We start from the raw sequence: 25,915 nt of genomic DNA, 5'->3' as shown, positions 1-25,915 counted from the left end.
GTCAGCGATGCACGCCGACATTGGCGGCGAGGTACCCGACTCGGCGTTGCACCGCGGCGATCTCTCGGATGCCGTCGGTGAGCAGACTGCGCTCGAGCGGTGAGAGATCGGCCATGATCAGCACATCGCCGGGCCGATGGCCTGCCGTCATCTGATCGATCTGGTGTGACAGCCGCAGCCGCTGAAGCAGCGCGAACACCTCGGTCAACGTGGTGACGTCCCGTTCGGAGAGCATCCCGTTGCCCGACGCGGCCGCCAGACGCGCCGGTGTCGAGGCCGAGGCCATTCCCACCGACAGTCCACCCCATCGAGCGAGGTTGACGATGGGAGTCAATGCATGGGCCTTGAGGTCGAACGTACCGCCGCGCCGCGCCAGCACGTCTCGCAGCGAACGCAGCCTGGCCCGTCCGGCGAGGGCATCTCTGAGTTGCAATCGCAGAGCATCGGGGTTGTCCACCAGCAGTCGGCGATAGGCCTCGGGAACGGTGTTCAACTCCCTCGGGCCCCACACCACCCTGCCGTCGATCATCAGCGAGGACATGATGAGGCCGGAGTCCCCAGCCGGAGTGGAGCCTGCGGAACGACCAGAGGTTCCTGCTTTGCCACGATCGCCGAAGGGGTTGCTGAGCCAGTGGGCAGCGGCACTTTCCCACTGTCCGGCCGAGCGTGCGAATCTCGGCGAACTCGCAACCGCACCGTTGGTGTCGGACGGCAACCCGGCACCGTCGAGGCTCGCGTGTACCCGCGCGGCCAGGCCCATCAGCACTTCGTCGCGAGTTCTCGGCACCGAGTTCGATCGTCCACGTACGTAGGGGTCGGCGGTGGTATCCGACCAAGTCAGAGCGCTGTCGACGTCCGAGGAGGGCATCGCCTCCCGTCGGGCGACGCTGCCCAGGGTGATCCAGGCGAAGTTGTGTCGCGGTACTTCGGGCCGCGCCGCCCATTCGATCTCCACGGCTCGGCGAACGAGGCTGTCGACCACGACGGACAGAATCGCGCTGACGGCCAGGGCGTCGGTCCCACCCCGGAACAGGTCCGCCACCAATCCCGGAACGAGCCTTCCTGCGTCGGCGAGTTCGGCCGATGTCGTTGCCGAGGTCACCGCGCGACGAACCACGAAGCTGCGACGCGTGGACGCGGCATGCAGATCGGAGTCCTCGACGACGCCGAGAACCTCGCCTCGGCTGGACACGACGGGCATGTGCCGCAGTCCCAGCTCGAGCATGTCCATCAGGACGGTGCCGGCCAACCGGTCCGCGGTGACCGTCTCTGTGGGCGACGTCATGACGTGCTCGACCGGAGTGTCGACGCCGATTCCCGCGGCGACCACCCGCACCCTGAGGTCACGGTCGGTGAATATTCCGTAGCGCGAACCTCGCAGCGGAACCAGGACGTACGAGCTGCCCTGTTCGGTCATGTGCCGAACTGCGTCTCGGACGGAGGTTCCGACAGAGACGAACACCGGTGGGGCCGACAGCAGTTCGCCGACGGCGCGGCCGGCACTACCCTCGGCCGCCCCACCGCGATGCGTGCTGGCCGAGGTGACGGCGTCGGCCAGAAACGCCAGCCCGGTCGGCGTTGCGAACAGCGGTCGAATCAGCTCCCCGGGCAACCGAAGAACGGTGCTCGGCTCGGTTGCGCGCGCACAGAATTCGACCGTCCCGCCGACAAGCAACGCCGAGAAACCGAAGACCCCGCCCGGACCGATGGTGTCGATCGGTACGGCGGCGGGCGAGGTGTCGTCGGAGTGCACGATCACCACTCGACCGGTACGCACCACCCACACGGTGTCGGCCACATCGAGCTTCGACGTCGGGCCCACAACCCATGCGCCACTGGCATAGTCGAGTTCGACGGCAGCTCCGGCGATGTCGGTGAGTACCGCAGGTGACGCGCCTTGGAACGGTGGGTGCGCGCCGAGGAAGTCGGCAAGCTCCGATCTATCCGCCACGGATCAGGTCGGCGCACTTTTCCGCCATGGTCATGACCGTGATGTTGGGATTGACATACGGCAGCTTCGGCATCGCCGACGCGTCGACCACGCGTAGGTTCGAGATGCCCTTGACGCGCAACTCGGGATCGAGCACGGCCATGGTGTCGTCCACCGATCCCATCCGTGCCGTGCCTGCCGGGTGATAGACCGTGTTGTGGGTCTTGTGCACGTAGTCGAGCAGATCATCGTCGGTGACGGCATCGGGCCCGGGTGCGAGTTCGCGTTCGATCCAACCCGCGAGTGGACCGTCTGCGGCGATAGCGCGCGCCAGCTTCAGACCGGCGAGCATCACCGCGTCGTCGTGGCCGTCGGGGTCGGTGAAATAGCGCGGATCCACCTTGGCGCGATCGCGAAAGTCCCTGCTGCGCAACCGAACAGTTCCCCTAGAACGACCCTGGGTGACGTTGGGCGTCAAACAGAACCCGTTGTCGGTGCTCGGATAACCCCACCGGAGAGTGTTCATGTCGAACGGCACGCTGCCGTAGTGCATCATGATGTCCGGGTAGTTCAGCGACGAGTCGGTCTGCGCGAACACGCCGATCTCCCACCACTGCGAGGACGTGGTGACCATGGGCTTGCTCGCCTCCCAGAACACCAGCCCCTCGACGTGGTCGTCGAGGTTCTCTCCCACTCCCGGTGAATCGACCCGAACGGTGATTCCCATCTCCTGCAGCTGTGCCGCCGGTCCGATTCCGGAGAGCATCAACAACTTCGGAGTGTCGATGGCACCGGCGGTGACGATCACTTCGCGTCGCGCGGACACGGTGTCGTAACCGGTCAGGTCGGGGCGTTGGTACCGCACACCCGTCGCGGTCAGCGACTCGTCGATCAGAATCTCGCTGATCCAGCAGTCGGTGCGCACCTCGAGGTTGGGCCGCGATCCGATGATCGGGTGCAGGTAGGCATGGGACGTCGACATACGCGACCCGTCCTCACCCGCGTTGATCTGAAACCAGCCGGCACCGTTGAGTACCGGCGTCCCGCGGTTGAATGCAACGGTGGGAAGCCCTACTCCGGCGGCCGATTCGAGCACTGCTGCACCGCATGGATCGTGCGGCGGCACGTCGCGGATTCGAACGGGTCCGTCGTGACCGCGGCCGGTGTCGTTGTTCTCTACGCGCGCAACGAACGGCAGGATGTCCGACGCGCCCCAGCCCGTCGCACCGGCCGCGGCCCAATCGTCGAGAGTTTCCGCCGGCGGATGAAAAGCGATGCAGGAGTTGTGCGACGAGCAACCGCCGAGCACTTTCGCACGCGCATGCCGCATGAAGCTGTTGCCACGTTCCTGCGGTTCGACGGGGTAGTCCCAGTCATAGCCGGAGTCGAGCAGATGCATCCACTCGACGAGTTCCAGGATCGCTTTGTCGCCGACGTCGGTGGGACCTGCCTCGACCAGGCAGACGCTGACGGAAGGATCCTCGCTCAGCCGCGCGGCCAGGACGCACCCCGCCGTGCCACCTCCCGCGACGACGTAATCGAACTGGGTGTCTGTCACTGCACGCTCCTTCTAGTTGCCCGTGGAGGCATGTGATTTCAGAGTGCCGATGTGTTTGCGCCCCTTGATTGCGTACCACAGCAGGCCCACGCCCAGGATGCCACCGATGTAGACGAACGCACCGAACGTGTTGTACCAGGGGGTTCCGTACACGGCCTCGCGCGGCCAGGCGAGGTTGAGCGCCATCCCGGCACCCCACACCACCGCCGCAATGTTGACCGGCAGGCCGAACTTACCCATCGTGAAGTATCCGCCGGGTTTGAGATCCTCCGGCGGCCACTCGCCTTTGATGCGCTTGACCAACAGTGGTCCGGTGACCATCAGATACGCGAGATAGATCATGATGATCGCGATCGAGGTGAGGACCGTGAAGATCTGCGGCTGACCGATGTTGACGACGAGGATCACGATGGCCAGCACTCCGATGGTCACCGCGGGCACCACCGGGGTCTGCGTCTTCGGATTCACCTTGGCCAGGCTTTCGCCGAAGGGCAACGCGTTGTCTCGCGCCATGGCGAACGTGAGCCGGATCGCCGCGGTGTGTACTGCCAGTGAGCAGACGAAGACCGCAATGACGATGCAGATGAGGAAGACGGTGCCGAGCGGGCCCCACATCACCGATTCGACGATGGATTGCAGGCTGCCGTCGGGGCTGCCGAGGGAAGGATCGTTCAGGTCCGGCGCGGCCATGACGGCGAACACCAGGATGGCTCCACCGATGACGAACGAGGCGAGGATGGCGCGAAAGATCGCTTTGGGAGCGGTGCGCCGAGGTTCGACGGTTTCCTCCCCGAGCGAGCTCGCGGTGTCGAATCCGTACATGACGTATCCCGACGCCAGCGACGCGACCAGGAAGGCACCGAGGTAGCCGCCGCTCTCACCGGCACCGTAGCCGTTGGTGGAGAAGAACACCTCGGGTCCCCGAGTGATGTTGGCCGCGAGCAAGATCGCGATGAGCACGGCCGCGATGAGTTCGATGAACACACCCGCACTGTTGATCATCGCCATCAATCGAACGCCCAGCGCGTTGATCGTGGTGGTGATGGCGATCAGAATCGCACCGAGCAGCACTGCATTGGCCGCGAAGTCGGTGGCACCCGAGCCGTCACCGATGATCTGAAATCCGCTCCAGATACGTGGCAGATTCAGCTGCAGAGCGAGGGCAACGGCGGCCAGTGTCACGATCGATGCCGTGAGCATCAACCAGCCCGCCGACCAACCGACGATCCTGCGGCCCAACAGCTTCGCCCAGTTGTACACCGATCCCGCCACCGGATACTTCGCGGCCAACTCCATGAAGCACAGTGCCACGCAGAGCTGACCGACGAAGACCGCAGGCCACGACCACAGGTATGCCGGTCCGGCGGTGCCGAAGCCGAAGTAGAACAGCTGAAAGGTGCCGGTGAGGATCGAGATGTAGCTGACGCCTGCGGCGAAGCTGGCGAATTTGCCGAGACTGCGGTCGAGCGATTCCTTGTAACCGAAATCGTCCATTCCGCTCGAATTGTCGTTCAGTATTGCCATGCCTGTGGCCTTTCCCATCGTGCTCTATCGGGTACCGAACCACCCCGCCGCTGTAGGTGAGGTGTTGTGCCAAATATGCTTCGCTTCTTGATATTCGGACATACCGGACGGTCCGAGTTCGCGGCCGTTCCCGGACTGCTTGAAGCCGCCCCATTCCGCGGCCGCCGTGTAGACACCGAAGTCGTTGAGCCACACCGTTCCATGACGAAGCCCACGCACCATTCTTTCGCCTCGCGCGGCGTCGGACGTCCGAACACCCGCGGCGAGACCGTAATTCGTATCGTTACCCAGTAGAAGCGCCTCGGCCTCGGTATCGAATCGCTCCACAGTGAGTATGGGCCCGAACGTCTCGTCTTGCACGATATTCATCGACCGATCGCAGTGATCGAAGATGGTGGGCAGGAAATAGCTACCTTTGCTCAAGGACGGATCGTCCGGCTTGGTACCTCCTATGACCAAGGTGGCCCCCTCCTCGATACCCGTCGCCACGAAGCCTTCGATCTTCTCGCGCTGCGCCTGCGACACCAGCGGTCCGGTCTCACTGGCCGGGTCCATACCCGGCCCCATCACGATGGTCTTCGCGCGCTCTGCCACGGCGGCCACGAACCGGTCGGCCACTGATTCCTCGATGATCAGTCGGGTACCGGCCGAACACACCTGACCGGAATGTAGGAACACACCGGTCAGCACGTTGTCGACCGAATCGGCGAACGACTGCTCGTCGGCCACCGCGTCGGCGAAGACGATGTGTGGATTCTTTCCCCCGAGTTCCACCGCCACCTTCGTGACGTTCTCCGCGGCCGCGGCAAGAATGTGCCTGCCGGTGGCGAGTCCGCCGGTGAAGGAGATGAAGTCGACGTCGCGGTTCCTGGTGAGCGCATCCCCGAGCGTTGCGCCGCTGCCCTGCAGCAGGTTGACCACACCGGCAGGCACTCCCGCTTCTTCCACGAGCTTGGTGAACGCGATGGTGCTCAGTGGCGTCACCTCGCTGGGTTTGAGCACCATGGTGCACCCAGCAGCCAAGGCGGGGGCGATTTTCCACGAGATCTGCAACAGCGGGTAGTTCCAGGGTGCGATCATCACGCAGACACCGATGGGCTCGTGCACCACTCGGCTCAGAATTTCCGGACGGTCGACGTCGATCAGTCGATCTGCCTGCACCACAGCGAGATCGGCATAGAAGCGGAACACCGAGGTGACGTCGTCGATATCGATCTCACTCTCGCCGAACGTCTTTCCGGTATCGAGGGTCTCGATATGCGCCAACTTCGCCTTGTCCCGTTGGAGCAAGTCCGCGATGCGATTGAGCAGATCACTGCGCTCACCCACCGTCACCGAGCGCCAGGGGCCGTCGTCGAACGCTGCCCGCGCCGCGGCAACCGCAGCCAGGGCATCGTCGGGTGTCGCCTCGTCGACGACGGCCACCACGCTGCCGTTGGACGGATCGACGATGTCGCGGGTCCCGCCGTCACCGGCTCCCTGCCATTGCCCGTCGATGAACAACGACGGCCGCAGTGAGCTCGGGTCGAATCCTGCATCGGAGTCGGTCACTCGACACCTTCTTCCGTGTGGGGGCCTGTTGGTGTGTCTACGGTATGCCTCAGCGGCCGGTGACTCCATCGATCTGTTCTAGAACAATGATTGTCGAACATGCGTCGACAACTCGCAGGGGCTCGAGTGGAGCCTGCACGACGACCAGTGCGAATCCGGGATCGGGGACCGAGCAACAACCCATTCGGACAATTCACACTACGGTGGGATTCATGACAATCGAAGATGTGGGCGGCAGGCGAACGGTGACGGCGGATGAGCTTCTTCTGTTGGTGGGTGATCATCTCCTCATCGAGGAGGGTGTCGCGACCGGGTTCATCGAAAGCGCTGGGCAGGTTGCCGAGAACGTGGCGGTGACGGTCACCGACGGCGTCGACGGAACCACCACGACCGAGCGAGTTTTCCTTCCCGACGCCGAGGTGACCATCGAACCAGCCGACCGCGGACGCGCTCCGGTCACGATGTGACGATCGAGTTCAGCCGACACCGAAGTACATTCCTGTAACTCGAGCAACTCGGATCACACCAGCCACACTGGCACCGAACTGAGCTAGGGTGACGAAAACCCGTCATCGTTCAGGAGGGCAGCCGACAATGCGATCCGGCCGACAACAACCGTCGATTCGCGTTGCCGTGGTCTCTTGTATCGCCGTGTTCGGACTCGCCATGGGATCCAGTTCGGCGACGGCCGAGCCCGCTGCGCCGATCTCGACCCCAACGATTGCCGACGCAGTACGTTCGGCCGACGCGCAGCAGTACAACGATGCGCAGAATGCTCTGGTCAAGGGTCGCTACGAGGCCGGTTTCGCCGCACTGGACGCGGTTGCCACCGCCGCACCGAACGATGCCAATGTCGCAGCACTGCAGACGTTCTACGCCAACGCAACCGATGATGCCGACGCGCGAGCGCTGCACTCGGCCCGCCTGCGCGCCCTGTCTCCCCCGCTTGCCGATGCGGTGGATCGGGCTATCGAAGTCATCGACGAGGCGGCGACGGAGGCGATCGACTTCGCGCCTGCGACCGATGGCGTGAGGACGGCAATCGTGGTGCTCGGCCTGGGCCTGAACGACGACGGCAGTATGGCACCGGAACTGGTGCAGCGACTGAAATCCGCTGCCGCGGTCGCCGAGCGTTCCCCCGAATCACCCATCATCGTCACCGGTGGAAATCCGCAGCGCGGCGTCACCGAAGCCGAAGCGATGAAGAAGTGGCTGATCGACAACGAGATTGCGGCCGACCGCATTCACGCCGAGTCCACTGCGAATTCGACGGTGCAGAATGCGCAGCGCGCCACCCCACTGGCTACTGAGATCGGTGCTGTGAATCTGGTGCTCGCAACAACTCCCAGCCATCTTCGGCGAGCGATCTCCGACTTCGAGATCGCCGGTGCCGACGTGATCGGTGCCGCCACATCCACCCCCGACGATCTTCCGGCCCTGCCCGCGCTCGCTCCGACAGCACGGTTGGGCATGACCGTCGACGCCACCAAGATCATCGGGATACCGCGCACCTACTGACGCATCCACCCGCGCAGCACAGACGCCGCCCCGGCGTCGAACATCACCCGACGATCCTCGTCGTCGGCCATCCCGGGTATCGACAACTCGAGCGACACCAGACCGTGCACGATCGCCCAGAACGAGTGGCTGATCACGTCCACCGACGCGCCGCTCATCGTGCCTGCCTCGACGGCGCTCGCCACCGCCGCCCGAAGCGGATCCATCGCGGCGGCCGCGAGGTGTGCCTGATCGGATACGTCGACCGAACCGAGCACTCCGCCGAACATCACTGCGTAGAGGTGTGGGTTGGCCATGGCCCAGCGGCGGTACGCAAATGCCAGTTCGCGCAGGTCGACCTCGGATTCCCCGGTGACAGGAACGCTGCGTTGCGCGTCACCGAAACTCGAGAACGACGCGCCGAACAGAGCCACCAGCAGCTCCGCTCGACCGCCGAACAGCGAGTAGATGGCCGTGGTCGAGGTACCCTGCGCGGCCGCGAGTTTACGCAACGACAACGAGTCGACGCCATGGCGCGCAACGGTTTCCGCTGCGGCTTCGAGTAGCCGGGTGCGCAGTTCGGCATCGTGAATTCTGGGTCTCGCCACTTGCGCAATCTATCACAACAGTGTTTTATAACAGTGTCACGCCATGTGCTCGGCCCCGAAACGAACAGACGGGAATACGACATGCAATCCATCATCGACGGCCGCACCACGGTCGAATCCGACCGCGACACCGTCACGGTCTTCCTCATCGGAATGCGCATCAACAATCCCCTTGCCGTTCGCTCCTGGCTTCCCGCCGCGCGCGCGATGCCGCGGATGCTCAGCCACCTCGAGCAGGATCCCACCTCCGGACTGCTCGGCTACCACTCGTGGTTGGGCCGCACCACCATGCTCGTCAGTTACTGGCGCAACGCGGAAGACCTGACGCGATTCGCCTCCGATCCCGACGCACCACATGCCCCCGCCTGGCGTGCCTTCAACCGATCGGTCGCTGCGACCGGCCATGTCGGCGTATGGCACGAAACCTATACCGCGACAGCCCAGGACAGTGAAGCGATCTACGTCAACATGCCGAATTTCGGCCTCGCGGGAGCTATCGGTGGGATCCCCGTCGGCACCGGCTCGCACACGTGGAAGCAGCGAATGAAGTCCGCGAAGTAGGCCCGTACGTGCTAGAGGAAGTTCCCGGCCCGCGCGGCGATATCGAGAACGGGCTGAGGAAAGACTCCCAGTGCCACGGTGACGACCACCGACACCCCGATCGCACAGGCCACCGGCGCGGTAGGACGCACCACCGTGGCGGTCCGTTCGCTGGGTTCGGTGAAGAACATCAGCACGATCACGCGCACGTAGAAGAACGCTGCAATCGCACTGCACACCGCTCCGACCACGACCAGTGCGGCTCCCCCCGCACCCGAGGCTGCGCTGAACACCGCGAACTTACCGATGAACCCACTGGTGAGCGGGATCCCGGCGAACGAGAGCAGAAACAAACCGAACACAGCGGCGACGAGCGGCGAGCGGCGACCGATACCCGCCCATCGCTCCAGGTCGCTCACCTCACCGCGTTCGTCTCGGGCCAGACCGATGACCGCGAATCCACCCAGCGTGCTGAAGGCATAGGCAAGCAGGTAGAACATCGTGGCCGACACCCCCGAATCACGTACATCACCCGAACTACCCAGCGCAGTCACTCCGGTGAGGATGAACCCGGTGTGCGCCACGGACGAGTAGGCCAGCATCCGTTTGACGTCGGTCTGCGTCACCGCGACAACCGAACCGAGCACCATCGTGGCGATGGCGATCACCCACAACATCGGACGCCAACTCGACTCGAGACCGGGCAGCGCCATTCCGAAGATTCGCAGAATCGCACCGAAGGCCGCCACCTTGGTCACGGTGGCCATCAGCGCCGTCACCGGAGTGGGGGCACCCTGGTAGACGTCGGGAATCCACGAATGGAAAGGCACGGCACCGACTTTGAACAGCAGACCCACCGCAAGCAAGGCGGTTCCGATCAGTGCCAGTGATCTGCCCTGACCGTCTGCCGTGATGGCGTCGGCGATTCCGTCCAATCGGACCGTCCCGGCGTAGCCGTAGAGGAACGCGACTCCGAACAGGAAGAACGCAGACGAGAACGCGCCCAGCAGAAAGTATTTGAGGGCTGCTTCCTGAGAGAGCAGTCGTCCTCGTCTCGCCAGTCCGCACAGCAGATACAGCGGCAACGACAGCACTTCCAGCGCCACGAACATCGTCAGCAGATCCGTGGACGCCGGAAACAGCAGCATGCCTCCGATCGCGAACATCGCCAGTGGAAAGACCTCGGTCTGGGCGACGCCTGCATCGATGGCCTGCTTCTCTGCCACGCTGCCCGGCGTGGTCGAGGCCTGCGGAGTGAACGAGTCGATGCGGCGCTCGGCCCCGGCCCCGGTGACGGCGACGGTGCGCTCCGCCAACAGTGCGATGGCCGGAATTGCCACGAGCACAATGGTTCCCTGCAGGAACAGAGTCGGTCCGTCGATCGCGACGGCCCCGTTCATCGCGGCTGCCTCGGTGCCGGCCAGGCCGAGCACTGCCGCGAGGGCGCCGACCAGCCCTGCCAGAGCGAGACCCACGTGGGTTGCGCGACGAGCACGTAGCGGTACGAACGCCTCGACGAGAACCCCGAGAACCGCGACACCGAAGACGATCAACATGGGCGACAGCAGACCGTACTGCACTTCGGGAGTGGTCATCGTTGACCTCCTGCACTGTCGACGATCGTGGATTGCACTGCCGGAGTGATGATGTCGAGTGCCGGTTTCGGGTACACCCCGAACACGATCAGCAGCGCGAGCAACGGGACCACCACCAACGCCTCACGGGGAACGAGATCGGAGATCTTGTCGCTGCCCTCTCGGACGGGCCCCGTCATCACCCGTTGGTAGAGCCAGAGAATGTAGATCGCCGACAGCACGAGCGCACCGGTGGCCACGATTGCGGCGACGCCGTAGCGACCGAATGTGCCGATCAGCAACAAGAATTCGCTGATGAACGGGGCAAGACCGGGTAGCGAGAGCGTGGCCAGACCAGAGATCAGAAACGTTCCGGCGAGCACCGGCGCGACCTTCTGGACGCCGCCGTAGTCGGCGATCGCGCGTGAACCACGACGGGACACGAGAAAGCCTGCGATCAAGAACAATGCGGCGGTGGAGATTCCATGGTTGACCATGTACAGCGTGGCACCGGCCTGACTCTGACCGGTCATCGCGAAGATGCCGAGGATGATGAATCCGAAGTGCGAAATCGAGGTGTAGGCAATGAGTCTCATCATGTCGGTCTGACCGATCGCCAGTATCGCGCCGTACACGATTCCGATTACTGCGAGCGTGATGATCCACGGGGCGAACGTCTGCGACGAACCGGGAAAGAGCTCGAGGCAGAAGCGCAGCATGGCGAAGGTGCCGACCTTGTCCACCACCGACATCATCAGCACAGCAGTCGCCGGGGTGGACTGCACTGCAGCGTCGGGTAGCCACGTGTGGAACGGCCACAGCGGTGCCTTGATCGCGAACGCGAACATGAAGCCGAGGAACAGCGCGTTCAGAACCATCGGATCCACACCGAGTCCCCCCGATGACGCCGCATCCGCGATCGCGCGTAAATCGAACGTCCCGCCGTCGAACGGGCCGTCGGGCCTGGCCGTGACGACGTACAACCCAATGACGGCAGCCAGCATCACCAGGCCACCGAACAGGTTGTACAGCAGGAACTTCACCGCGGCACGCGTGCGCTCGGTACCACCGAAACCACCGATGAGGAAGTACATCGGAATCAACATCGCCTCGAAGAAGATGTAGAACAGCAATACGTCCAACGCGAGGAACGAGACGAGCACCATGGACTCGACCACCAGGATCAACGCCATGTAGGTGTGCGAGACCCGGCGCGATCCGTAGTTCGCCACACGGCTGCCGTCGTGCCAGCCCGCGACGAGGAGCAATGGGGTCAGAACGGTGGTGAGCAACACCAGCACGAGGCCTATTCCGTCGAGGCCGAGCGTGTAGCGCGCACCGAATGCCGCTATCCACGAATGGTCTTCGAGGAACTGGTAGCGATCGCCACCGGAGTCGAATGCCACGGCGAGTACCACCGACACCGCGAGTGTGCCGGCGGCGAAGCCCACGGCGACGCTGCGTGCGATCGTCGGTCGATCGGCCGGCACCAGGGCGACGACAATCGCGCCGAGAATCGGCAGAACCCACAGGACGGTCAGCCAGGGGAACGTCACAGGACCACCACCATCAGCACGACGAGAACTGCCCCCGCGAACATCGCCAACGCATAGGACCGTACGAATCCGGTCTGCAGCCGCCTCGATCGAGTGGATACTCCGCCGATGGATCTCCCCACCCCGTCCACGACCGCGTCGATACCCGCCTTGTCGGCGAATACCATTGTGTTCGTGAGCTTTTGACCGGGCCGCATGAATGCTGCCTCGTTGAAGACGTCGCCGTACAGGTCAGCGCGTGCGGCTCTGGTCAGCACCGATACGTCCTCGGGTGGAGTCGGGGGAACGTCACGAGCGATGTACTTCCGGTACGCGACGCCTGCACCCACGAGTACCACCGCCAAAACTGCGACCGTCACGACCCAGGCAGGTATCGCGTGTTCTTCGTGCGCCGATCCCACCACCGGTTCCAGCCACGTCTCGAGGCGTCCACCCACCGCAAGGAAGGCACCCGATGCCACCGAGCCGACGGCCAACAGAATCATCGGAGCCGTCATGGTCGCCGACGCTTCGTGCGGATGTGCCTGCGCCGACCAGCGTTTCGGGCCGAAGAACGTCATCAGCATCACCCGAGTCATGTAGAAGGCCGTCAAGCCCGCACCGAGCAACGTGACGCAGCCCAGCACCACACCTGCCGCTCCCCCGGCCGCGAACGCAGTCTCGATGATCGGATCCTTGGCGAAGAAACCGGAAAACGGCGGAACTCCGATGATGGCGAGGTAGCCGAGACCGAACGTGACGAACGTGATCGGCATCGCGGCACGGAGCCCGCCGAACCGTCGCATGTCGGTCTCGTCGTTCATCGCGTGCATCACCGAGCCGGCCCCCAGGAACAGGCCTGCCTTGAAGAATCCGTGCGACAGCAGCAGCACGATGGCGAAGGCATAACCGGACGGGCCGAGTCCGGCCGCGAGCACCATGTACCCGATCTGACTCATCGTCGAGGCGGCGAGCGCCTTCTTGATGTCGTCTTTCGCACAACCGATGACGGCACCGAACAGCAACGTCACCGCGCCGACCGTGACGGTCGCCGCCCGCGCCACCGGCGAGGCCTCGAACACCGGTCCGGATCGGACGATGAGATACACCCCGGCGGTGACCATCGTCGCCGCGTGGATGAGTGCGGAGACCGGCGTCGGGCCCTCCATCGCGTCGCCGAGCCACGACTGCAGCGGCACCTGGGCCGACTTTCCGCAGGCCGCCAGCAGCAACATCAGTGCCATGGCGGTCGCCACCGATTCACCCGCGTTCCCGATTCCCGCGAACACCACGTCGTACTGCACAGACCCGAAGTTCACGAACATGATCATCAGGGCGATGGCCAAGCCGATATCGCCGACGCGGTTGACCACGAACGCTTTTCGAGCAGCCGTCGCTGCCGATGGCTTGTGTTGCCAGAATCCGATGAGCAAGTACGACGCCAGACCGACACCCTCCCACCCCAGATAGAGGCCGAGGAAATTGTCTGCCAGCACCAGCAGCAGCATGGCTGCGAGAAACAGATTGAGGTACGCGAAGAAGCGTCGCCGCTCCGGGTCATGGCTCATGTACCCGATCGAGTACACGTGAATGAGTGATCCGACCCCGGTGATCAACAGGACGAAACAGATCGAGAGTTGATCGGCACGCATGCCGAAATCGACCTGCAATTCGTCGACGGGCACCCAGCGGAACAGCGTGTGAGTGAGTGTTCTGTCCGACTCGTCCCGTCCGAGCATCGACGAGAACACCAGCGCCGCAACAACGAACGACGACACCGCGGCGGCCGTCGCGAGAAGGTGGCCCCACGAGTTGCAGCGCCGGCCACCGAGCAGAAGGACGGCCGCACCGAAGGCCGGCAGAGCCGGGAGAAGCCACAGGATCGACATCGTTTCTGCTCCCCCGTCAGTTCTTCATCAGATTGTTCTCGTCCATCGAGATCGAGCGACGAGAACGGAAGATGGCCATGATGATCGCCAGGCCCACCACCACCTCGGCTGCAGCGACCACCATGGTGAAGAACGCGAACAATTGGCCGTCGAGATTGCCGTGCATGCGAGAGAACGTGACGAACGCGAGATTGACTGCGTTGAGCATCAATTCGATGCACATGAACACGATGATGGCGTTGCGCCTGACGATGACGCCCGCTGCGCCGATCGTGAACAGCAGAACCGACAGGTAGAGGTAATTTTCTGGATTCATCGCGCGTCACCCCCGTCCACCTTGTACTCGATGCCTCGATCGGCGAACAGTGCGTTGACGGACGAGTCCGACTCGCTTCCGTCCGGGAGCAGAGCCCGTCGATCGACGCCGTTGTGACGAGCGAACACACCGGGGCTCGGCAGCGGCGTCACCCTGGAGCCGTCACGGAACCGGTCCTGCGACATCTCCCGCTGACCCTTCACCGGTCCCAGAGCCTCCCGGTGCGCCAGAATCATCGCCCCGATGGTGGCCGTGATCAACAGCGCGCCGGTCAGCTCGAACGCCCAGACGTACTCGACGAAGATCAGCTCGGCCAGGCCTTCTACGTTTCCGGTGGAGTTGGCCGCGTCGAGTCCGGCGAAATCGAGTCGCCCGGCGCGGGCCGAGTCGCGCAGCAGCACCCCGATGATCAACAGCCCGAAGCCGATTCCGATGACGACGGCCGCGATACGGTGCCCGCGCAGTGTCTCGGTCAACGACTCCGAGGTGTCGACCCCGACGAGCATCAGGACGAACAGAAACAGCATCATGACCGCGCCGGTGTAGACGACGATCTGCACGACACCGAGAAACAGGGCCCCTTGGGCCATGTAGAAGGTAGCGAGAACGACCATGGTGGCCGCGAGGAACAGTGCCGAGTAGACGGCCTTCGTGCTCATCACCACACCCAGTGCACCCATGACCGCAACGACACCGAGGGTCCAGAACTGCACGGCCTCGCCGGTGGAGGTTGCCTCGAGCGCGAGCTGAACGGCGGCAGTCATCGAACCGGCCCTCGATCGGTGTCGGCCTCGCTCTCGGCACCGGTGACGGCACCGCGGTAGTAGTCCTCTGCCGAACACCCCGGTGCCATCGCGTGCGGCGGCGGCACCATGTCCGGCTCCAGCGGTGCCAGCAGCGAATCCTTCTCGTAGATCAGGTCGGCTCTGTTGTCACCGGCCAGTTCGTATTCGTTGGTCATCGTCAGAGCCCGTGTGGGACAGGCCTCCACACACAGTCCGCAGCCGATGCACCGGAGATAGTTGATCTGGTAGACCCCGCCGTATCGCTCGCCCGGCGAAAACCGTTCGGTCTCGGTGTTGTCGGCACCTTCGACATAGATCGCGTCGGCCGGGCAGGCCCACGCACAGAGTTCGCAACCGATGCACTTCTCGAGCCCGTCGGCGTACCTGTTGAGCTGATGGCGGCCGTGATAACGCACCTCGGTCGGCTTCTTCTCCTCCGGATACAGCTCGGTTTCGGGCTTTTTGAACATGGTGGCGAAGGTGACACCGAAACCTGCTATAGGACCGAGGAATTCAGGCATCGGCGTTCTCCTTCTGGGACGCGGCCACGGTGGACCGTGCGCCGGCGTGCCGGCTCGCGATGTTCGTGCCCTGCTTCGGAATGGGAGGTACGGGAAACCCGCCCGCCGCAGCGTCGAACGGTGCGACGGGTGCAGCAGGCGGCAGGTTTCGTGTGCGCGCGCGGCGGCGCAGTAAGAGCAGCAGCGAACCCAGGACGGCGACTGCAAAGATCGTCGACACCACGAACGTGACCAAAGGTACGTCGTATCGCCCGGCCCCCAGTACCCGCACCGTCGCGATCACCATCACCCAGATCAGAGCGACGGGAATGAGGATCTTCCAGCCGAAGTTCATGAACTGGTCGTAACGCAACCGCGGCAACGTCGACCGCAACCAGATGAAGACGAACAGGAACACCCACACCTTGGCGACAAACCACAGCACCGGCCACCACCCGGAATTGGCACCGCTCCACAGACTCAACGGAATCGGAGCCCGCCAGCCACCCAGGAACAACGTGGTCGCGAGCGCCGACACCGTGACCATGTTGATGTACTCGGCAAGCATGAACATCGCGAAACGCAAGGAGGAATATTCGGTGTGGAACCCGCCCACCAACTCCCCCTCGGCCTCGGGCAAGTCGAACGGCGCGCGGTTGGTTTCACCCACCATCGCCGTCACGTACACCAGAAACGACGGCAACAACAGGAACACGTACCAGGTGTTCTGTTGCGCACCAACGATTCCGGACGTCGACATGGTGCCCGCGTACAGAAACACCGCAGCGAACGAAAGCCCCATCGCAACCTCGTAGGAAATGACCTGAGCCGTCGAACGTAGTGCACCCAGCAACGGATACGTCGAACTCGACGCCCAACCGGCCAGGACGATCCCGTACACACCCACCGAGGTGACCGCGAGGATGTACAGAACCCCCACCGGCAGGTCGGTCATCTGAAGCGGAGTCGTAGTGCCGAACACCGACACCTCGGGACCGAACGGAATCACCGCGAAGGCCATGAAGGCAGGGACCACCGAAATGATCGGAGCCAGAATGTAAATCGGCTTGTCGACGCCGGTCGGAGTGATTCCCTCTTTCAGAGCGAGCTTGATCCCGTCCATCAGAGACTGCAGCAGTCCCCACGGACCCACACGATTGGGCCCGACGCGCATCTGCATCCACGCCATGATCTTGCGCTCGGCATAGATGGCCACGAGCGGTGTGAGCACCAGAAAAACGAAGACTGCCAGGGCCTTGCCGACCACCAGCCACCACGGGTCGGTGCCGAACATCGACAGATCGGTCGGCGCTGCGACAATCACGATGCACCACCCTCGGGTCGTTCCGCAGGCTCCACTCCTGCACCCTCGGGTCGATCCGCAGGCTCCACTCCTGCACCCCCGGGTCGATCCGCAGGCTCCACTCCCGCACCCTGGGGTCGATCCGCAGGCTCCACTCCCGCACCCTCGGGTCGTTCCGCAGGCTGATCCCTGCAAATCCTCACCACCGCACCCGACTCTGCGCCGAGTGAGCGGTACACCGAAGAACCGGGCGAGTTCATCGGTACCCACACCACGTTGTCGGGTAGATCGGTGATCTTCAGTGGCAAGGTGATCGAGCCCCGGCCCGTCTCGACCCTGACCAGGTCGCCGGGCGACGCTTCGATGCTCGACGCCGTCGTCTCGGACAGCCTGATCACGGGTGCCCGGCCGGTCTGCGCGAGATTGTCCTCGCCGTCCTGCATCCGTCCCGAATCGATGAGCATTCGCCAGGTGGCCAGAATTGCCTGGCCGATGGAGAGCGTCGGCATATCTCGCCGTGGTGCCACTCGAGCCACAGGAATCCGTGATCCGCTCCAGGCTCCCAGCCGTGCCAACTCGCCGCGCGCCGCAGCCGCGTCGGGTAGCGACAGTTCGACTCCCATCTGCGCGGCAATGGCGTCGAGAACGCGTTGGTCGGGCAATACTGCGCCGGCACCGAGTGCCGTGTCGAACGTGCGAGGCCTGCCCTCCCAGTCGACGAAGGTTCCGGGCTTGTCGACCACCGGTGCCACCGGAAACACCACGTCGGCCCGCTCGGTGACGGCGCTGTGGCGTAGTTCGAGGCTGACCACGAATGCCGATCGGTCCACCGCGTCGAGCACACCCTGCGGATCGGGCAGATCGTCCGGGTCGATCCCTGCGGTGATCAGGGCGCGGTCAGGCCCGGCATCCGCCAGTATCGCCGCGGTATCTCGGCCCGCGTCCGTAGGGAGTTCTGTCACTCCCCACACGGCTGCCACCTCGGCGCGGGCGGCGGCGTCGGCGACGGGCCGCCCGCCCGGCAGCAGGTTCGGCAACGCGCCTGCGTCGAGGGCACCGCGCTCTCCTGCCCGTCGCGGAATCCATGCCAGGTTCGCTCCGGTGTCGTCGGCCAACTTCGACGCTGCGGACAATGCACCGGGAACGGAACCGAGCCGCTCGCCCACGAGCACGATCGCTCCCGGGCTCCGGAGGAGCTGGGCGATCGATTCGGTACCCCGGTCACCGACGTGCAGTGCGTCGAGCCACTGTGGTTCCTCGCCGGGAATCGACTGCAGGAGCACCCCGTCGAGCTTGCGCAGACCGCGGCTGGCCCAGGGTGCGATCGACGCCACGACCACGCCGCGCGTCCGGCGCGCCTTGCGCAACCTGAGGAACATCAGCGGTGACTCTTCTTCCGGCTCGAACCCCACCATCAACACCACAGGAGCGTTTTCGAGATCCGAGTAGGTCACGCCCAGCCCCGTCGCCGCTATACGACCGGCCAGGAACTCCGCTTCCTCGGCGCTGTGAGCACGGTTGCGGAAGTCGATGTCGTTAGTGTGCAGCACTGTTCGCGCGAACTTGGCGTATGCGTAGGAGTCTTCGACAGTCGATCTTCCGCCCACGAGTACCGCAGCGTTCCCGATCGACGCAGCCAGTCCCGTTGCCGCCGCCGCCAATGCAGCCGACCAGGACGTCTCGACCAGAGCCCCCGATTCGTCTCTGACCATCGGTGCGCCGATGCGGTCCGGCTCGCTGGCGTACTTGAATGCCCACCGGCCCTTGTCGCAGTTCCACTCTTCGTTGACCTGGGGATCGTCACCAGCCAACCGGCGGAGGACCTTGCCACGACGATGATCCGTGCGTTGCGCACAGCCTCCTGCGCAGTGTTCGCACACGCTCGGCGAGGACGTCAGATCGTACGGGCGCGCTCGGAACCGATACTCGGTGTTCGTCAGTGCACCCACGGGGCAGATCTGGACGGTGTTTCCCGAGAAGTAGGAGTCGAACGGCTCGGTGCCGAAGATGCCGACCTGTTGCACGGCACCGCGTTCGAGCAGCTCGATGGATGGATCACCGGCAACCTGCGCCGCGAAGCGAGTACATCGAGCGCACAGGACACAGCGTTCGCGATCGAGCAGAACCTCGGCCGACAACGGAATCGGTTTGGGATACGTACGTTTGGTCTCGGTGAACCTGGACTCGGTGCGACCCGCGGCCATCGCCTGATTCTGCAGTGGACACTCACCGCCCTTGTCGCACACCGGGCAATCGAGAGGATGATTGATCAGCAGCAATTCCATGACGCCACGTTGCGCTTTGCCCGCGACCTCCGACGTCACCTGAGTGCGCACCACCATGCCCTCGGCCACGGTCGTCGTACAGGACGCCAACGGCTTGCGTTGCCCCTCGACATCGACCAGACATTGGCGGCAGGCACCCACCGGATCGAGCAGCGGGTGATCGCAGAATCGCGGAATCTGTACGCCCATCAACTCGGCCGCGCGAATCACCAACGTGCCCTTGGGAACACTGATCTCGTGGTCGTCGATGGTCAGTGTCACCATCTCTACTGGGGCGACCGACACCTCAGGAGATGCAGGAGTGGAGCCCGCGGAACGACCGTGTGCTGCTGCAGTCATGACGTCAGCTCCTCTGCCATCAGGGTCGATCGGTGTGGATCGAAGGGGCATCCCTGCTCGGTGACGTGACGGATGTATTCGTCACGGAAGTACTTCAGCGAAGACACGATCGGGCTGGCGGCACCGTCTCCCAACGCGCAGAAGGATTTTCCGGCGATGCCGTCGGCGATGTCGAGCAGGGTCGTCAGGTCGGCCTCGGTGCCGGTTCCACCGTCGAGGCGGCGCAGGATTTGCACCAGCCAGTACGTGCCCTCCCGGCACGGTGTGCATTTGCCGCAGGATTCGTGTGCGTAGAACTCGGTCCAGCGCAGCACCGCTCGCACCACGCAGGTCGTCTCGTCGAATATTTGCAGGGCCTTGGTGCCCAGCATCGATCCGGCGGCACCGACGCCCTCGTAGTCGAGTGGGACATCGAGATGCTCGCCGGTGAACATCGGCGTCGAGGATCCTCCCGGCGTCCAGAACTTCAGTTCGTGTCCCGGTCTGATCCCGCCCGCGTAGCCGAGCAACTCCCGCAGCGTGATCCCCAACGGTGCCTCGTACTGGCCTGGACGGCAGACGTGGCCCGAGATGGAGTACAGCGTGAAGCCGGGCGACTTCTCGCTACCCATCGATCGGAACCACTCGATTCCCTTGCGTAGGATCACTGGAACGCTGGCAATCGATTCGACGTTGTTCACCACCGTCGGGCGCGCGTAGAGGCCCGCCACTGCGGGGAACGGTGGCCGCAGCCGAGGTTGTCCGCGCCGACCTTCCAACGAGTCGAGGAGGGCTGTTTCCTCGCCGCAGATGTAGGCGCCGGCTCCGGCGTGGATCACCAACTCCAAGTCGAATTTCGTTCCGAGAACACCCTTTCCCAGATAGCCCGCCGCGTAGGCCTCGGCGACCGCAGCCTGCAGCCTGCGTAGCACCGGCACTACCTCGCCGCGGACGTACACGAATGCATGGGATGCGCGAATTGCGTACGCGGCGATCACTATTCCTTCGACCAGCGTGTGCGGGCTCGCCATCAGCAGGGGCATGTCCTTGCAGGTACCCGGCTCGGACTCGTCGGCATTGACCACCAGATAATGCTCTTTACCGTCGTTCTGCGGGATGAAGCTCCACTTCGTTCCGGTCGGAAATCCTGCGCCGCCGCGACCGCGTAATCCGGATTCCTTGACGAAGGCGATGAGGTCGTCGGGGTCCATCGCGAGGGCCTTCTCGAGCCCGCGGTATCCGTCGTGGCTGCGGTAGACGTCGAGCGTCCAGGAATTCTTCTCGTCCCAGAACTCGCTCAACACCGGCGTCAGGGCCATGTCACGCTCCGTTCGTCGGTGGATCGGTCTCGGTGGTGTTCGGTTGTGGTGGCACAGTCGCCGAGGGTGCCGGTGCGGGCTTGTCTCGCACCGTCTCCGGTGCGGCCGCGGCGCCGACGTCCGGGTGATCGTCGTTCGGTCGTGCCCCGGCCTCGGGTGCCGACATCGCGTGTTCGCGCGCGTATCGCAGTCCGGCCAGGGTGGCATCGCCTGCACTACCGGTCGCTTCGAGTGCCTCGGGCCGATCGTCGGAAAATCCGGCGAGAATCCGCTCGGTTTCGCGGAACGTGCACAGCGGTGCTCCACGCGTCGGTGTGACCTGGGTGCCGGATCGAAGTGCATCGACCAGATCCCGCGCAGACGACGGGGTGCTGTTGTCGAAGAACTCCCAATTGACCATCATCACCGGGGCGTAATCGCATGCGGCATTGCACTCGATGTGTTCGAGGGTGATCGTGCCGTCCTCGGTGGTACCTCCGTGCTCGACGTCCAGGTGATCACGCAGCGCGTCCATGATGGCGTCGCCGCCCATGACAGCACACAGCGTGTTGGTGCACACGCCGACGCGGTACGTCCCGGTGGGTTCGCGTCGGTACATCGAGTAGAAGGTCGCGACTGCAGTCACCTCCGCCCCGGTGAGTTCGAGTACCTCCGAGCAGAATTCGATTCCAGCGGGCGTGAGGCAGCCGTCCTCGGCTTGCACGAGATGGAGCAGCGGCAGCAGGGCCGATCTGGCCTGCGGATAGCGCGCGACGACGATATCGGCGTCGGCGTGCAGCCGGGCGAGCACCTCGGGGGGATACGACGTTCGTGCACCCGGCGTGGCCAGTTGCACCGGTTCGTCCGGCCGGGCTCCGAGTTGAATCAGAACCGGTTCCGACTGGGGCTGCGCGGTCATCGATCCACCCCACCCATCACCGGGTCGATACTGGCGACCGCGGCGATGACGTCGGAGATCATTCCGCCCTCGCACATTGCCGCCACCGCTTGCAGGTTGGTGAAGGACGGATCTCTGAAATGCACTCGGTACGGCCTGGTTCCACCGTCGCTGACGATGTGTACCCCGAGCTCCCCTCGCGGCGACTCCACCGAGGACAACACCTGGCCGGCCGGGACCCGCATTCCCTCGGTCACCAGTTTGAAGTGGTGAATCAGCGATTCCATCGAGGTGTCCATGATGGTCCGCACATGCTCCTGAGAGTTGCCCAGGCCATCGGGTCCCGAGACCAGCTCGGCCGGCCACGCGATCTTCTTGTCGTCGATGACGACCGGCCCGGGACGCAGGCGGTCGAGGGCCTGTTCGACGATCTTGAGCGATTCCTTCATTTCTTCGACGCGAATCAGATATCGCCCGTAGCAGTCGCATCCGGTGTCGGTCACCACGTCGAACTCGTAGTTCTCGTACCCGCAGTACGGATCGGACCGTCGCAGGTCGTAGGGCAGTCCGGTCGAACGCAGCACCGGACCGGTGACGCCCAGCGCCATACATCCGGTGAGATCGAGATAACCTACGTTCTCGGTTCTGGCTTTCCAGATCGGATTGTCGTTGAGCATGAGTTCGAGGTCGCGCAGGCGTCCCGGCAGCACGCGAAGGAGCTCACGTACTCTGCCGACCGCGTCCTCGGGTAGGTCCTGCGACAGTCCGCCCGGCCGGATGTAGGCGTGGTTCATGCGCAGCCCGGTGATGGCCTCGAAGACGTCGAGTATCAGCTCGCGCTCACGGAACCCGAACAGCATCGCGGTGACCGCTCCCAATTCCATTCCGCCCGTGGCCAATGCGACGAGATGCGACGAGATGCGATTCAGCTCCATCAGCATCACCCGGATCACCGTGGCGCGCTCGGGAATGTCGTCGGTTATACCCAGTAGCTTCTCTACGCCGAGGCAGTATGCGGTTTCGTTGAAGAACGGCGACAGGTAGTCCATGCGGGTGACGAACGTGACGCCCTGGGTCCAGTTTCGGTACTCGAGATTCTTCTCGATTCCCGTGTGCAGATACCCGATCCCGCAACGAGCCTCGGTGACGGTCTCGCCCTCGATTTCGAGAATCAACCGCAGCACACCATGGGTGGACGGGTGCTGCGGGCCCATGTTGACCACGATCCGTTCGGTACTCGATCCGCGGGCCAACTCGACGACGTCGTCCCAGTCCTGTCCGGAGACCGCGTAGATGGTTTCGTCCGTTGCACTCATCAGTTGTACGACCTGCGCTCGTTGGGAGGCGCGACGCGAGCGCCCTTGTACTCGATGGGAATTCCGCCCAGCGGATAGTCCTTGCGTTGTGGGTGACCGACCCAGTCGTCGGGCATCTCGATCCTCGTCAATGCAGGGTGACCGTCGAAGACGATGCCGAAGAAGTCGTAGACCTCGCGCTCGTGCCAATCGTTGGTGGGATACACCCCGCACAGCGACGGACTGTGTGGATCGTCGTCGGGGACGGCAACTTCGAGTCGGAGCCGACGGCCGTGCGTGATGGAGACCAGATGGTACACAACGTGCAACTCCCGGCCGACCAGGTCCGGATAGTGCACACCCGATGCGCCGGTACACAATTCGAATCGCAATTCTTCGTCGTCCCGTAGCGCCTGGGCGACGGCAGGCACATACTCCCGCACCAGATGCAGCGTCAATTCGCCGCGATGAATCACCACCCGTTCGACGGCGGCGTCGAACGTAGCGACGGGATTCACGGCCGGAAGGACGGTGGCCAACCGATCGACGAGGGCATCGAAGTAGCCGCCGTAGGGCCGCGTCGCGGTGTCCTCGGCTGCCGCCGGCGGCACCAATCGACCGTAGCCCGACGTGTCGCCACTACCGCGAACCCCGAACATCCCGCGTGGCCGCTGAGACATTTTTCCTGGCGGCTGAGACATCCCACCCGGCGGCTGCGCCGTCATCGGAGCAAACCCTTCAGATCGATCGTCGGGGTGGACGAGAGTGCGGCCGCCTCGGCGGCCGCTCGCACCTGTTCCCGGTTCACACCCAACGGCATCTGCTGAATCTTTTTGTGCAACTCTAGGATTGCGTTGAGCAGCATCTCGGGCCGAGGCGGGCACCCGGGCAGATAGATGTCGACGGGCACGATGTGGTCGACTCCCTGGACCACCGCGTAGTTGTTGAACATTCCGCCCGAGGATGCACAGACACCCATGGCGAGAACCCATTTCGGTTCTGCCATCTGGTCGTAGACCTGCCTCAACACCGGAGCCATCTTCTGGCTGACGCGGCCGGCCACGATCATCAGATCCGCCTGCCGGGGGGACGCGCGAAACGCTTCCATTCCGAATCGCGCGAGATCGAAACGGCCGGACGTGGTGGCCATCATTTCGATGGCACAACATGCGAGCCCGAAGGTGGCGGGCCACAGCGAGCCCTTACGTGCGTATCCGGCCAACCCCTCGACGGTGGTCAGCAGGAATCCGCTGGGTAGCTTCTCTTCGAGTCCCATCGATCACGCTCTTTCGCTTCCGCAGAATGAGAACAGTGCATCGTGCCGTCGTCGTATCCGAGATCGTGTGGTCAGTCCCAACCGAGCCCGCCTCGCCGCCACTCGTACACGTAGGCCACCGACACGTTCACGACGAACAACGCCATCGCGACGAGCCCGAACGCACCGAGAACGTCGAGGTGGACGGCCCAGGGATAGAGGAAGACGATCTCGATGTCGAAGATGATGAACAGCATCGCGGTGAGATAGAACTTCACCGGAAATCGTTGTCCCGTAGGCGCATGCATCGTGGGTTCGATTCCACATTCGTACGCGTCGAACTTCGCTCGGTTGTATCGGGCGGGTCCCACCATCGTGCCGACCATCACCGAGAAGACCGCGAACGCGACTGCGACGGCACCCAGGACGAGAATCGGAACGTAGGCGTTCATTCGGGCATCCGCTCCCTCGATCGACGACCGCGCCGCCGCGAAAGTAAATGCGACGGCCGTACCAATGTGACCTGAACCACACAGTATGGGTTCGGTGTGGATCTCGCGGGATTTCGAGCAGTCCAGTTTCGTAAACCGTTGACGCGCATGGGCCACCCACCCTCGGACCCACTCATCTATGTGATTCACATCACTCTCGCCTCACATGCGGTCCACACCGCGAGGGACGACCAATCACCGAACATTTCCGGCCACCCGACCCGGGCTGCCGCCATCACTAAGGAGAGACGATGAAGTCGATTTCCGTCTCGGCGCTCGCCGCCGAGGGACTGGGAACTGCCCTGCTCGTGATATTCGGCGTCGGCACCGCCGTCATCACGGGCGACACCGTCGGAACCCCGGGCATCGCCCTGGCGTTCGGACTCACACTGCTTGCCCTCGTCTACGCGATCGGCCCGATCTCGGGCTGCCACATCAACCCGGCCGTGACGATCGGAGCCCTGATAGCTCGCGCCATCACCCCGATCAAGGCTGCGTTCTACATCGCCGCCCAGGCCGCAGGTGCAGTGATCGGCGCGCTGGTCGTACTGTTGGTCGCATCAGGCCGTCCCGGGTACGACATGTCGTCGGACGGTCTGGGCACCAACGGATTCGGCAGCTCCTCGCCCGGAGCGTACGGCTTGGCGTCGGTCGCGGTGTTCGAGACGATCGCGACCGGCCTGCTCGTCCTCGTTGTACTCGCCACCACGGCCCCCACCGTTCACCCCGTCGTGGCGGCCGGCATCCCGATCGGCCTGACCCTGACCGTGGTTCACCTGCTGGGCATAGGAATCGACTCGACCTCGGTCAACCCTGCTCGGTCCCTCGGCCCCGCCCTCGTCGCCGGCGGCCCTGCCCTGTCACAACTGTGGGTGTTCGTGGTGTTCCCCGTGCTCGGAGCTGCTGTCGCCGGCTCGATCCACCGGTTCGTGCTGACGGTGCCCGCATCGGAGAAAACGGTCTGA

At 64.0% G+C, this 25,915-nt stretch carries 23 protein-coding genes; 4 read left to right on the top strand and 19 right to left on the bottom strand.

Annotation, left to right across the window (positions count from 1 at the left end):
- Position 1 precedes the first annotated feature (1 nt).
- Genes J1M81_RS01225 through J1M81_RS01210 form a run of 4 tightly spaced genes read right to left on the bottom strand, consistent with a single transcriptional unit; the run spans position 2 to position 6,563 of the window.
- Positions 2–1,951: a putative nucleotidyltransferase substrate binding domain-containing protein gene (locus tag J1M81_RS01225; RefSeq protein ID WP_032391504.1), complete on the bottom strand. Its 1,950-nt coding sequence runs from the start codon at positions 1,949–1,951 to the stop codon at positions 2–4.
- The gene (locus tag J1M81_RS01220; protein WP_032400600.1) at positions 1,941–3,488 is read right to left on the bottom strand and encodes a GMC family oxidoreductase; all 1,548 of its coding nucleotides are present in this window, start codon (positions 3,486–3,488) and stop codon (positions 1,941–1,943) included. Before J1M81_RS01220 ends, J1M81_RS01225 begins: the two co-directional genes overlap by 11 nt.
- A gap of 12 nt (positions 3,489–3,500) precedes the next feature.
- On the bottom strand, positions 3,501–5,012 hold the full coding sequence (locus J1M81_RS01215) for an APC family permease (RefSeq protein WP_032407077.1): 1,512 nt from the start codon (positions 5,010–5,012) through the stop codon (positions 3,501–3,503).
- A 24-nt stretch (positions 5,013–5,036) separates the two neighbouring features.
- Positions 5,037–6,563 carry an aldehyde dehydrogenase family protein gene (locus tag J1M81_RS01210; RefSeq protein ID WP_057474068.1) on the bottom strand — a complete coding sequence of 509 codons (1,527 nt, stop codon included), beginning with the start codon at positions 6,561–6,563 and terminating at the stop codon, positions 5,037–5,039.
- Between the two features lie 212 nt (positions 6,564–6,775).
- Here J1M81_RS01210 and J1M81_RS01205 point away from each other — a divergent pair, with 212 nt between their 5' ends.
- Positions 6,776–7,030 (top strand): hypothetical protein, encoded by a 255-nt coding sequence (locus J1M81_RS01205; RefSeq protein WP_032370974.1) that lies wholly within the window; start codon positions 6,776–6,778, stop codon positions 7,028–7,030.
- A 127-nt stretch (positions 7,031–7,157) separates the two neighbouring features.
- Entirely contained in the window at positions 7,158–8,081 is a 924-nt protein-coding gene (locus J1M81_RS01200) for a YdcF family protein (RefSeq protein ID WP_206497486.1), read from the top strand.
- Here the strand turns inward: J1M81_RS01200 and J1M81_RS01195 are convergent.
- The gene (locus J1M81_RS01195) at positions 8,075–8,668 is read right to left on the bottom strand and encodes a TetR/AcrR family transcriptional regulator (RefSeq protein WP_027496788.1); all 594 of its coding nucleotides are present in this window, start codon (positions 8,666–8,668) and stop codon (positions 8,075–8,077) included. The two genes, J1M81_RS01200 and J1M81_RS01195, sit on opposite strands and share 7 nt — an antisense overlap.
- Before the next feature lie 81 nt (positions 8,669–8,749).
- On the opposite strand from J1M81_RS01195, the gene J1M81_RS01190 reads away from it, so the two are divergent.
- Entirely contained in the window at positions 8,750–9,229 is a 480-nt protein-coding gene (locus tag J1M81_RS01190; RefSeq protein ID WP_206497485.1) for a DUF4188 domain-containing protein, read from the top strand.
- A gap of 11 nt (positions 9,230–9,240) precedes the next feature.
- Here J1M81_RS01190 and nuoN read toward each other — a convergent pair whose 3' ends face one another.
- The 14 genes from nuoN to J1M81_RS01120 form a co-directional block, all read right to left on the bottom strand.
- Positions 9,241–10,803 carry an NADH-quinone oxidoreductase subunit NuoN gene (gene nuoN / locus J1M81_RS01185; RefSeq protein ID WP_206497484.1) on the bottom strand — a complete coding sequence of 521 codons (1,563 nt, stop codon included), beginning with the start codon at positions 10,801–10,803 and terminating at the stop codon, positions 9,241–9,243.
- On the bottom strand, positions 10,800–12,338 hold the full coding sequence (locus J1M81_RS01180; protein ID WP_206497483.1) for an NADH-quinone oxidoreductase subunit M: 1,539 nt from the start codon (positions 12,336–12,338) through the stop codon (positions 10,800–10,802). The genes nuoN and J1M81_RS01180 overlap by 4 nt, the downstream gene beginning before the upstream one ends.
- Positions 12,335–14,206, bottom strand: coding sequence for an NADH-quinone oxidoreductase subunit L (gene nuoL / locus J1M81_RS01175; protein WP_045841817.1), 1,872 nt, complete (start codon positions 14,204–14,206; stop codon positions 12,335–12,337). The genes J1M81_RS01180 and nuoL overlap by 4 nt, the downstream gene beginning before the upstream one ends.
- A 16-nt stretch (positions 14,207–14,222) precedes the next feature.
- Complete coding sequence (gene nuoK, locus J1M81_RS01170) at positions 14,223–14,522, bottom strand: NADH-quinone oxidoreductase subunit NuoK (protein WP_032383367.1); 300 nt, start codon at positions 14,520–14,522, stop codon at positions 14,223–14,225.
- The gene (locus tag J1M81_RS01165) at positions 14,519–15,286 is read right to left on the bottom strand and encodes an NADH-quinone oxidoreductase subunit J (protein ID WP_206497482.1); all 768 of its coding nucleotides are present in this window, start codon (positions 15,284–15,286) and stop codon (positions 14,519–14,521) included. Before J1M81_RS01165 ends, nuoK begins: the two co-directional genes overlap by 4 nt.
- On the bottom strand, positions 15,283–15,828 hold the full coding sequence (gene nuoI, locus J1M81_RS01160) for an NADH-quinone oxidoreductase subunit NuoI (RefSeq protein ID WP_032372587.1): 546 nt from the start codon (positions 15,826–15,828) through the stop codon (positions 15,283–15,285). Before nuoI ends, J1M81_RS01165 begins: the two co-directional genes overlap by 4 nt.
- On the bottom strand, positions 15,821–17,101 hold the full coding sequence (gene nuoH / locus J1M81_RS01155) for an NADH-quinone oxidoreductase subunit NuoH (RefSeq protein ID WP_032391636.1): 1,281 nt from the start codon (positions 17,099–17,101) through the stop codon (positions 15,821–15,823). Before nuoH ends, nuoI begins: the two co-directional genes overlap by 8 nt.
- A gap of 26 nt (positions 17,102–17,127) precedes the next feature.
- The gene (locus J1M81_RS01150) at positions 17,128–19,734 is read right to left on the bottom strand and encodes an NADH-quinone oxidoreductase subunit G (protein WP_206497481.1); all 2,607 of its coding nucleotides are present in this window, start codon (positions 19,732–19,734) and stop codon (positions 17,128–17,130) included.
- Positions 19,731–21,032 carry an NADH-quinone oxidoreductase subunit NuoF gene (gene nuoF / locus J1M81_RS01145; protein ID WP_032366451.1) on the bottom strand — a complete coding sequence of 434 codons (1,302 nt, stop codon included), beginning with the start codon at positions 21,030–21,032 and terminating at the stop codon, positions 19,731–19,733. Before nuoF ends, J1M81_RS01150 begins: the two co-directional genes overlap by 4 nt.
- Position 21,033: 1 nt before the next feature.
- Positions 21,034–21,930 carry an NADH-quinone oxidoreductase subunit NuoE gene (gene nuoE, locus J1M81_RS01140; protein WP_206497480.1) on the bottom strand — a complete coding sequence of 299 codons (897 nt, stop codon included), beginning with the start codon at positions 21,928–21,930 and terminating at the stop codon, positions 21,034–21,036.
- On the bottom strand, positions 21,927–23,225 hold the full coding sequence (nuoD, locus tag J1M81_RS01135) for an NADH dehydrogenase (quinone) subunit D (RefSeq protein ID WP_032366449.1): 1,299 nt from the start codon (positions 23,223–23,225) through the stop codon (positions 21,927–21,929). Before nuoD ends, nuoE begins: the two co-directional genes overlap by 4 nt.
- Positions 23,225–23,929, bottom strand: coding sequence for an NADH-quinone oxidoreductase subunit C (locus tag J1M81_RS01130; protein ID WP_196249491.1), 705 nt, complete (start codon positions 23,927–23,929; stop codon positions 23,225–23,227). Before J1M81_RS01130 ends, nuoD begins: the two co-directional genes overlap by 1 nt.
- Entirely contained in the window at positions 23,926–24,480 is a 555-nt protein-coding gene (locus J1M81_RS01125; RefSeq protein WP_027496776.1) for an NADH-quinone oxidoreductase subunit B family protein, read from the bottom strand. Before J1M81_RS01125 ends, J1M81_RS01130 begins: the two co-directional genes overlap by 4 nt.
- Positions 24,481–24,551: 71 nt before the next feature.
- Positions 24,552–24,911: an NADH-quinone oxidoreductase subunit A gene (locus tag J1M81_RS01120; RefSeq protein WP_027496775.1), complete on the bottom strand. Its 360-nt coding sequence runs from the start codon at positions 24,909–24,911 to the stop codon at positions 24,552–24,554.
- Between the two features lie 290 nt (positions 24,912–25,201).
- Here J1M81_RS01120 and J1M81_RS01115 point away from each other — a divergent pair, with 290 nt between their 5' ends.
- Positions 25,202–25,915 (top strand): aquaporin, encoded by a 714-nt coding sequence (locus tag J1M81_RS01115; protein WP_206497479.1) that lies wholly within the window; start codon positions 25,202–25,204, stop codon positions 25,913–25,915.

Origin of the sequence: Rhodococcus sp. KRD175, from assembly GCF_017168275.1 — a bacterium.
Taxonomy (GTDB): Bacteria; Actinomycetota; Actinomycetes; order Mycobacteriales; family Mycobacteriaceae; genus Rhodococcoides; species Rhodococcoides fascians.
This window is presented reverse-complemented; position numbering and strand designations above follow the sequence as displayed.

What these genes read in the sequence shown, in the direction of transcription:
- J1M81_RS01215 (WP_032407077.1), bottom strand. Translation starts at nt 5,012, where the DNA reads ATGGCAATACTGAACGACAATTCGAGCGGAATGGACGATTTCGGTTAC.
- J1M81_RS01205 (WP_032370974.1), top strand. Translation starts at nt 6,776, where the DNA reads ATGACAATCGAAGATGTGGGCGGCAGGCGAACGGTGACGGCGGATGAG.
- J1M81_RS01200 (WP_206497486.1), top strand. Translation starts at nt 7,158, where the DNA reads ATGCGATCCGGCCGACAACAACCGTCGATTCGCGTTGCCGTGGTCTCT.
- J1M81_RS01190 (WP_206497485.1), top strand. Translation starts at nt 8,750, where the DNA reads ATGCAATCCATCATCGACGGCCGCACCACGGTCGAATCCGACCGCGAC.
- nuoN (WP_206497484.1), bottom strand. Translation starts at nt 10,803, where the DNA reads ATGACCACTCCCGAAGTGCAGTACGGTCTGCTGTCGCCCATGTTGATC.
- nuoL (WP_045841817.1), bottom strand. Translation starts at nt 14,206, where the DNA reads ATGTCGATCCTGTGGCTTCTCCCGGCTCTGCCGGCCTTCGGTGCGGCC.
- nuoK (WP_032383367.1), bottom strand. Translation starts at nt 14,522, where the DNA reads ATGAATCCAGAAAATTACCTCTACCTGTCGGTTCTGCTGTTCACGATC.
- J1M81_RS01165 (WP_206497482.1), bottom strand. Translation starts at nt 15,286, where the DNA reads ATGACTGCCGCCGTTCAGCTCGCGCTCGAGGCAACCTCCACCGGCGAG.
- nuoI (WP_032372587.1), bottom strand. Translation starts at nt 15,828, where the DNA reads ATGCCTGAATTCCTCGGTCCTATAGCAGGTTTCGGTGTCACCTTCGCC.
- nuoH (WP_032391636.1), bottom strand. Translation starts at nt 17,101, where the DNA reads ATGTTCGGCACCGACCCGTGGTGGCTGGTGGTCGGCAAGGCCCTGGCA.
- J1M81_RS01150 (WP_206497481.1), bottom strand. Translation starts at nt 19,734, where the DNA reads ATGACTGCAGCAGCACACGGTCGTTCCGCGGGCTCCACTCCTGCATCT.
- nuoF (WP_032366451.1), bottom strand. Translation starts at nt 21,032, where the DNA reads ATGGCCCTGACGCCGGTGTTGAGCGAGTTCTGGGACGAGAAGAATTCC.
- nuoE (WP_206497480.1), bottom strand. Translation starts at nt 21,930, where the DNA reads ATGACCGCGCAGCCCCAGTCGGAACCGGTTCTGATTCAACTCGGAGCC.
- nuoD (WP_032366449.1), bottom strand. Translation starts at nt 23,225, where the DNA reads ATGAGTGCAACGGACGAAACCATCTACGCGGTCTCCGGACAGGACTGG.
- J1M81_RS01130 (WP_196249491.1), bottom strand. Translation starts at nt 23,929, where the DNA reads ATGACGGCGCAGCCGCCGGGTGGGATGTCTCAGCCGCCAGGAAAAATG.
- J1M81_RS01125 (WP_027496776.1), bottom strand. Translation starts at nt 24,480, where the DNA reads ATGGGACTCGAAGAGAAGCTACCCAGCGGATTCCTGCTGACCACCGTC.
- J1M81_RS01120 (WP_027496775.1), bottom strand. Translation starts at nt 24,911, where the DNA reads ATGAACGCCTACGTTCCGATTCTCGTCCTGGGTGCCGTCGCAGTCGCG.
- J1M81_RS01115 (WP_206497479.1), top strand. Translation starts at nt 25,202, where the DNA reads ATGAAGTCGATTTCCGTCTCGGCGCTCGCCGCCGAGGGACTGGGAACT.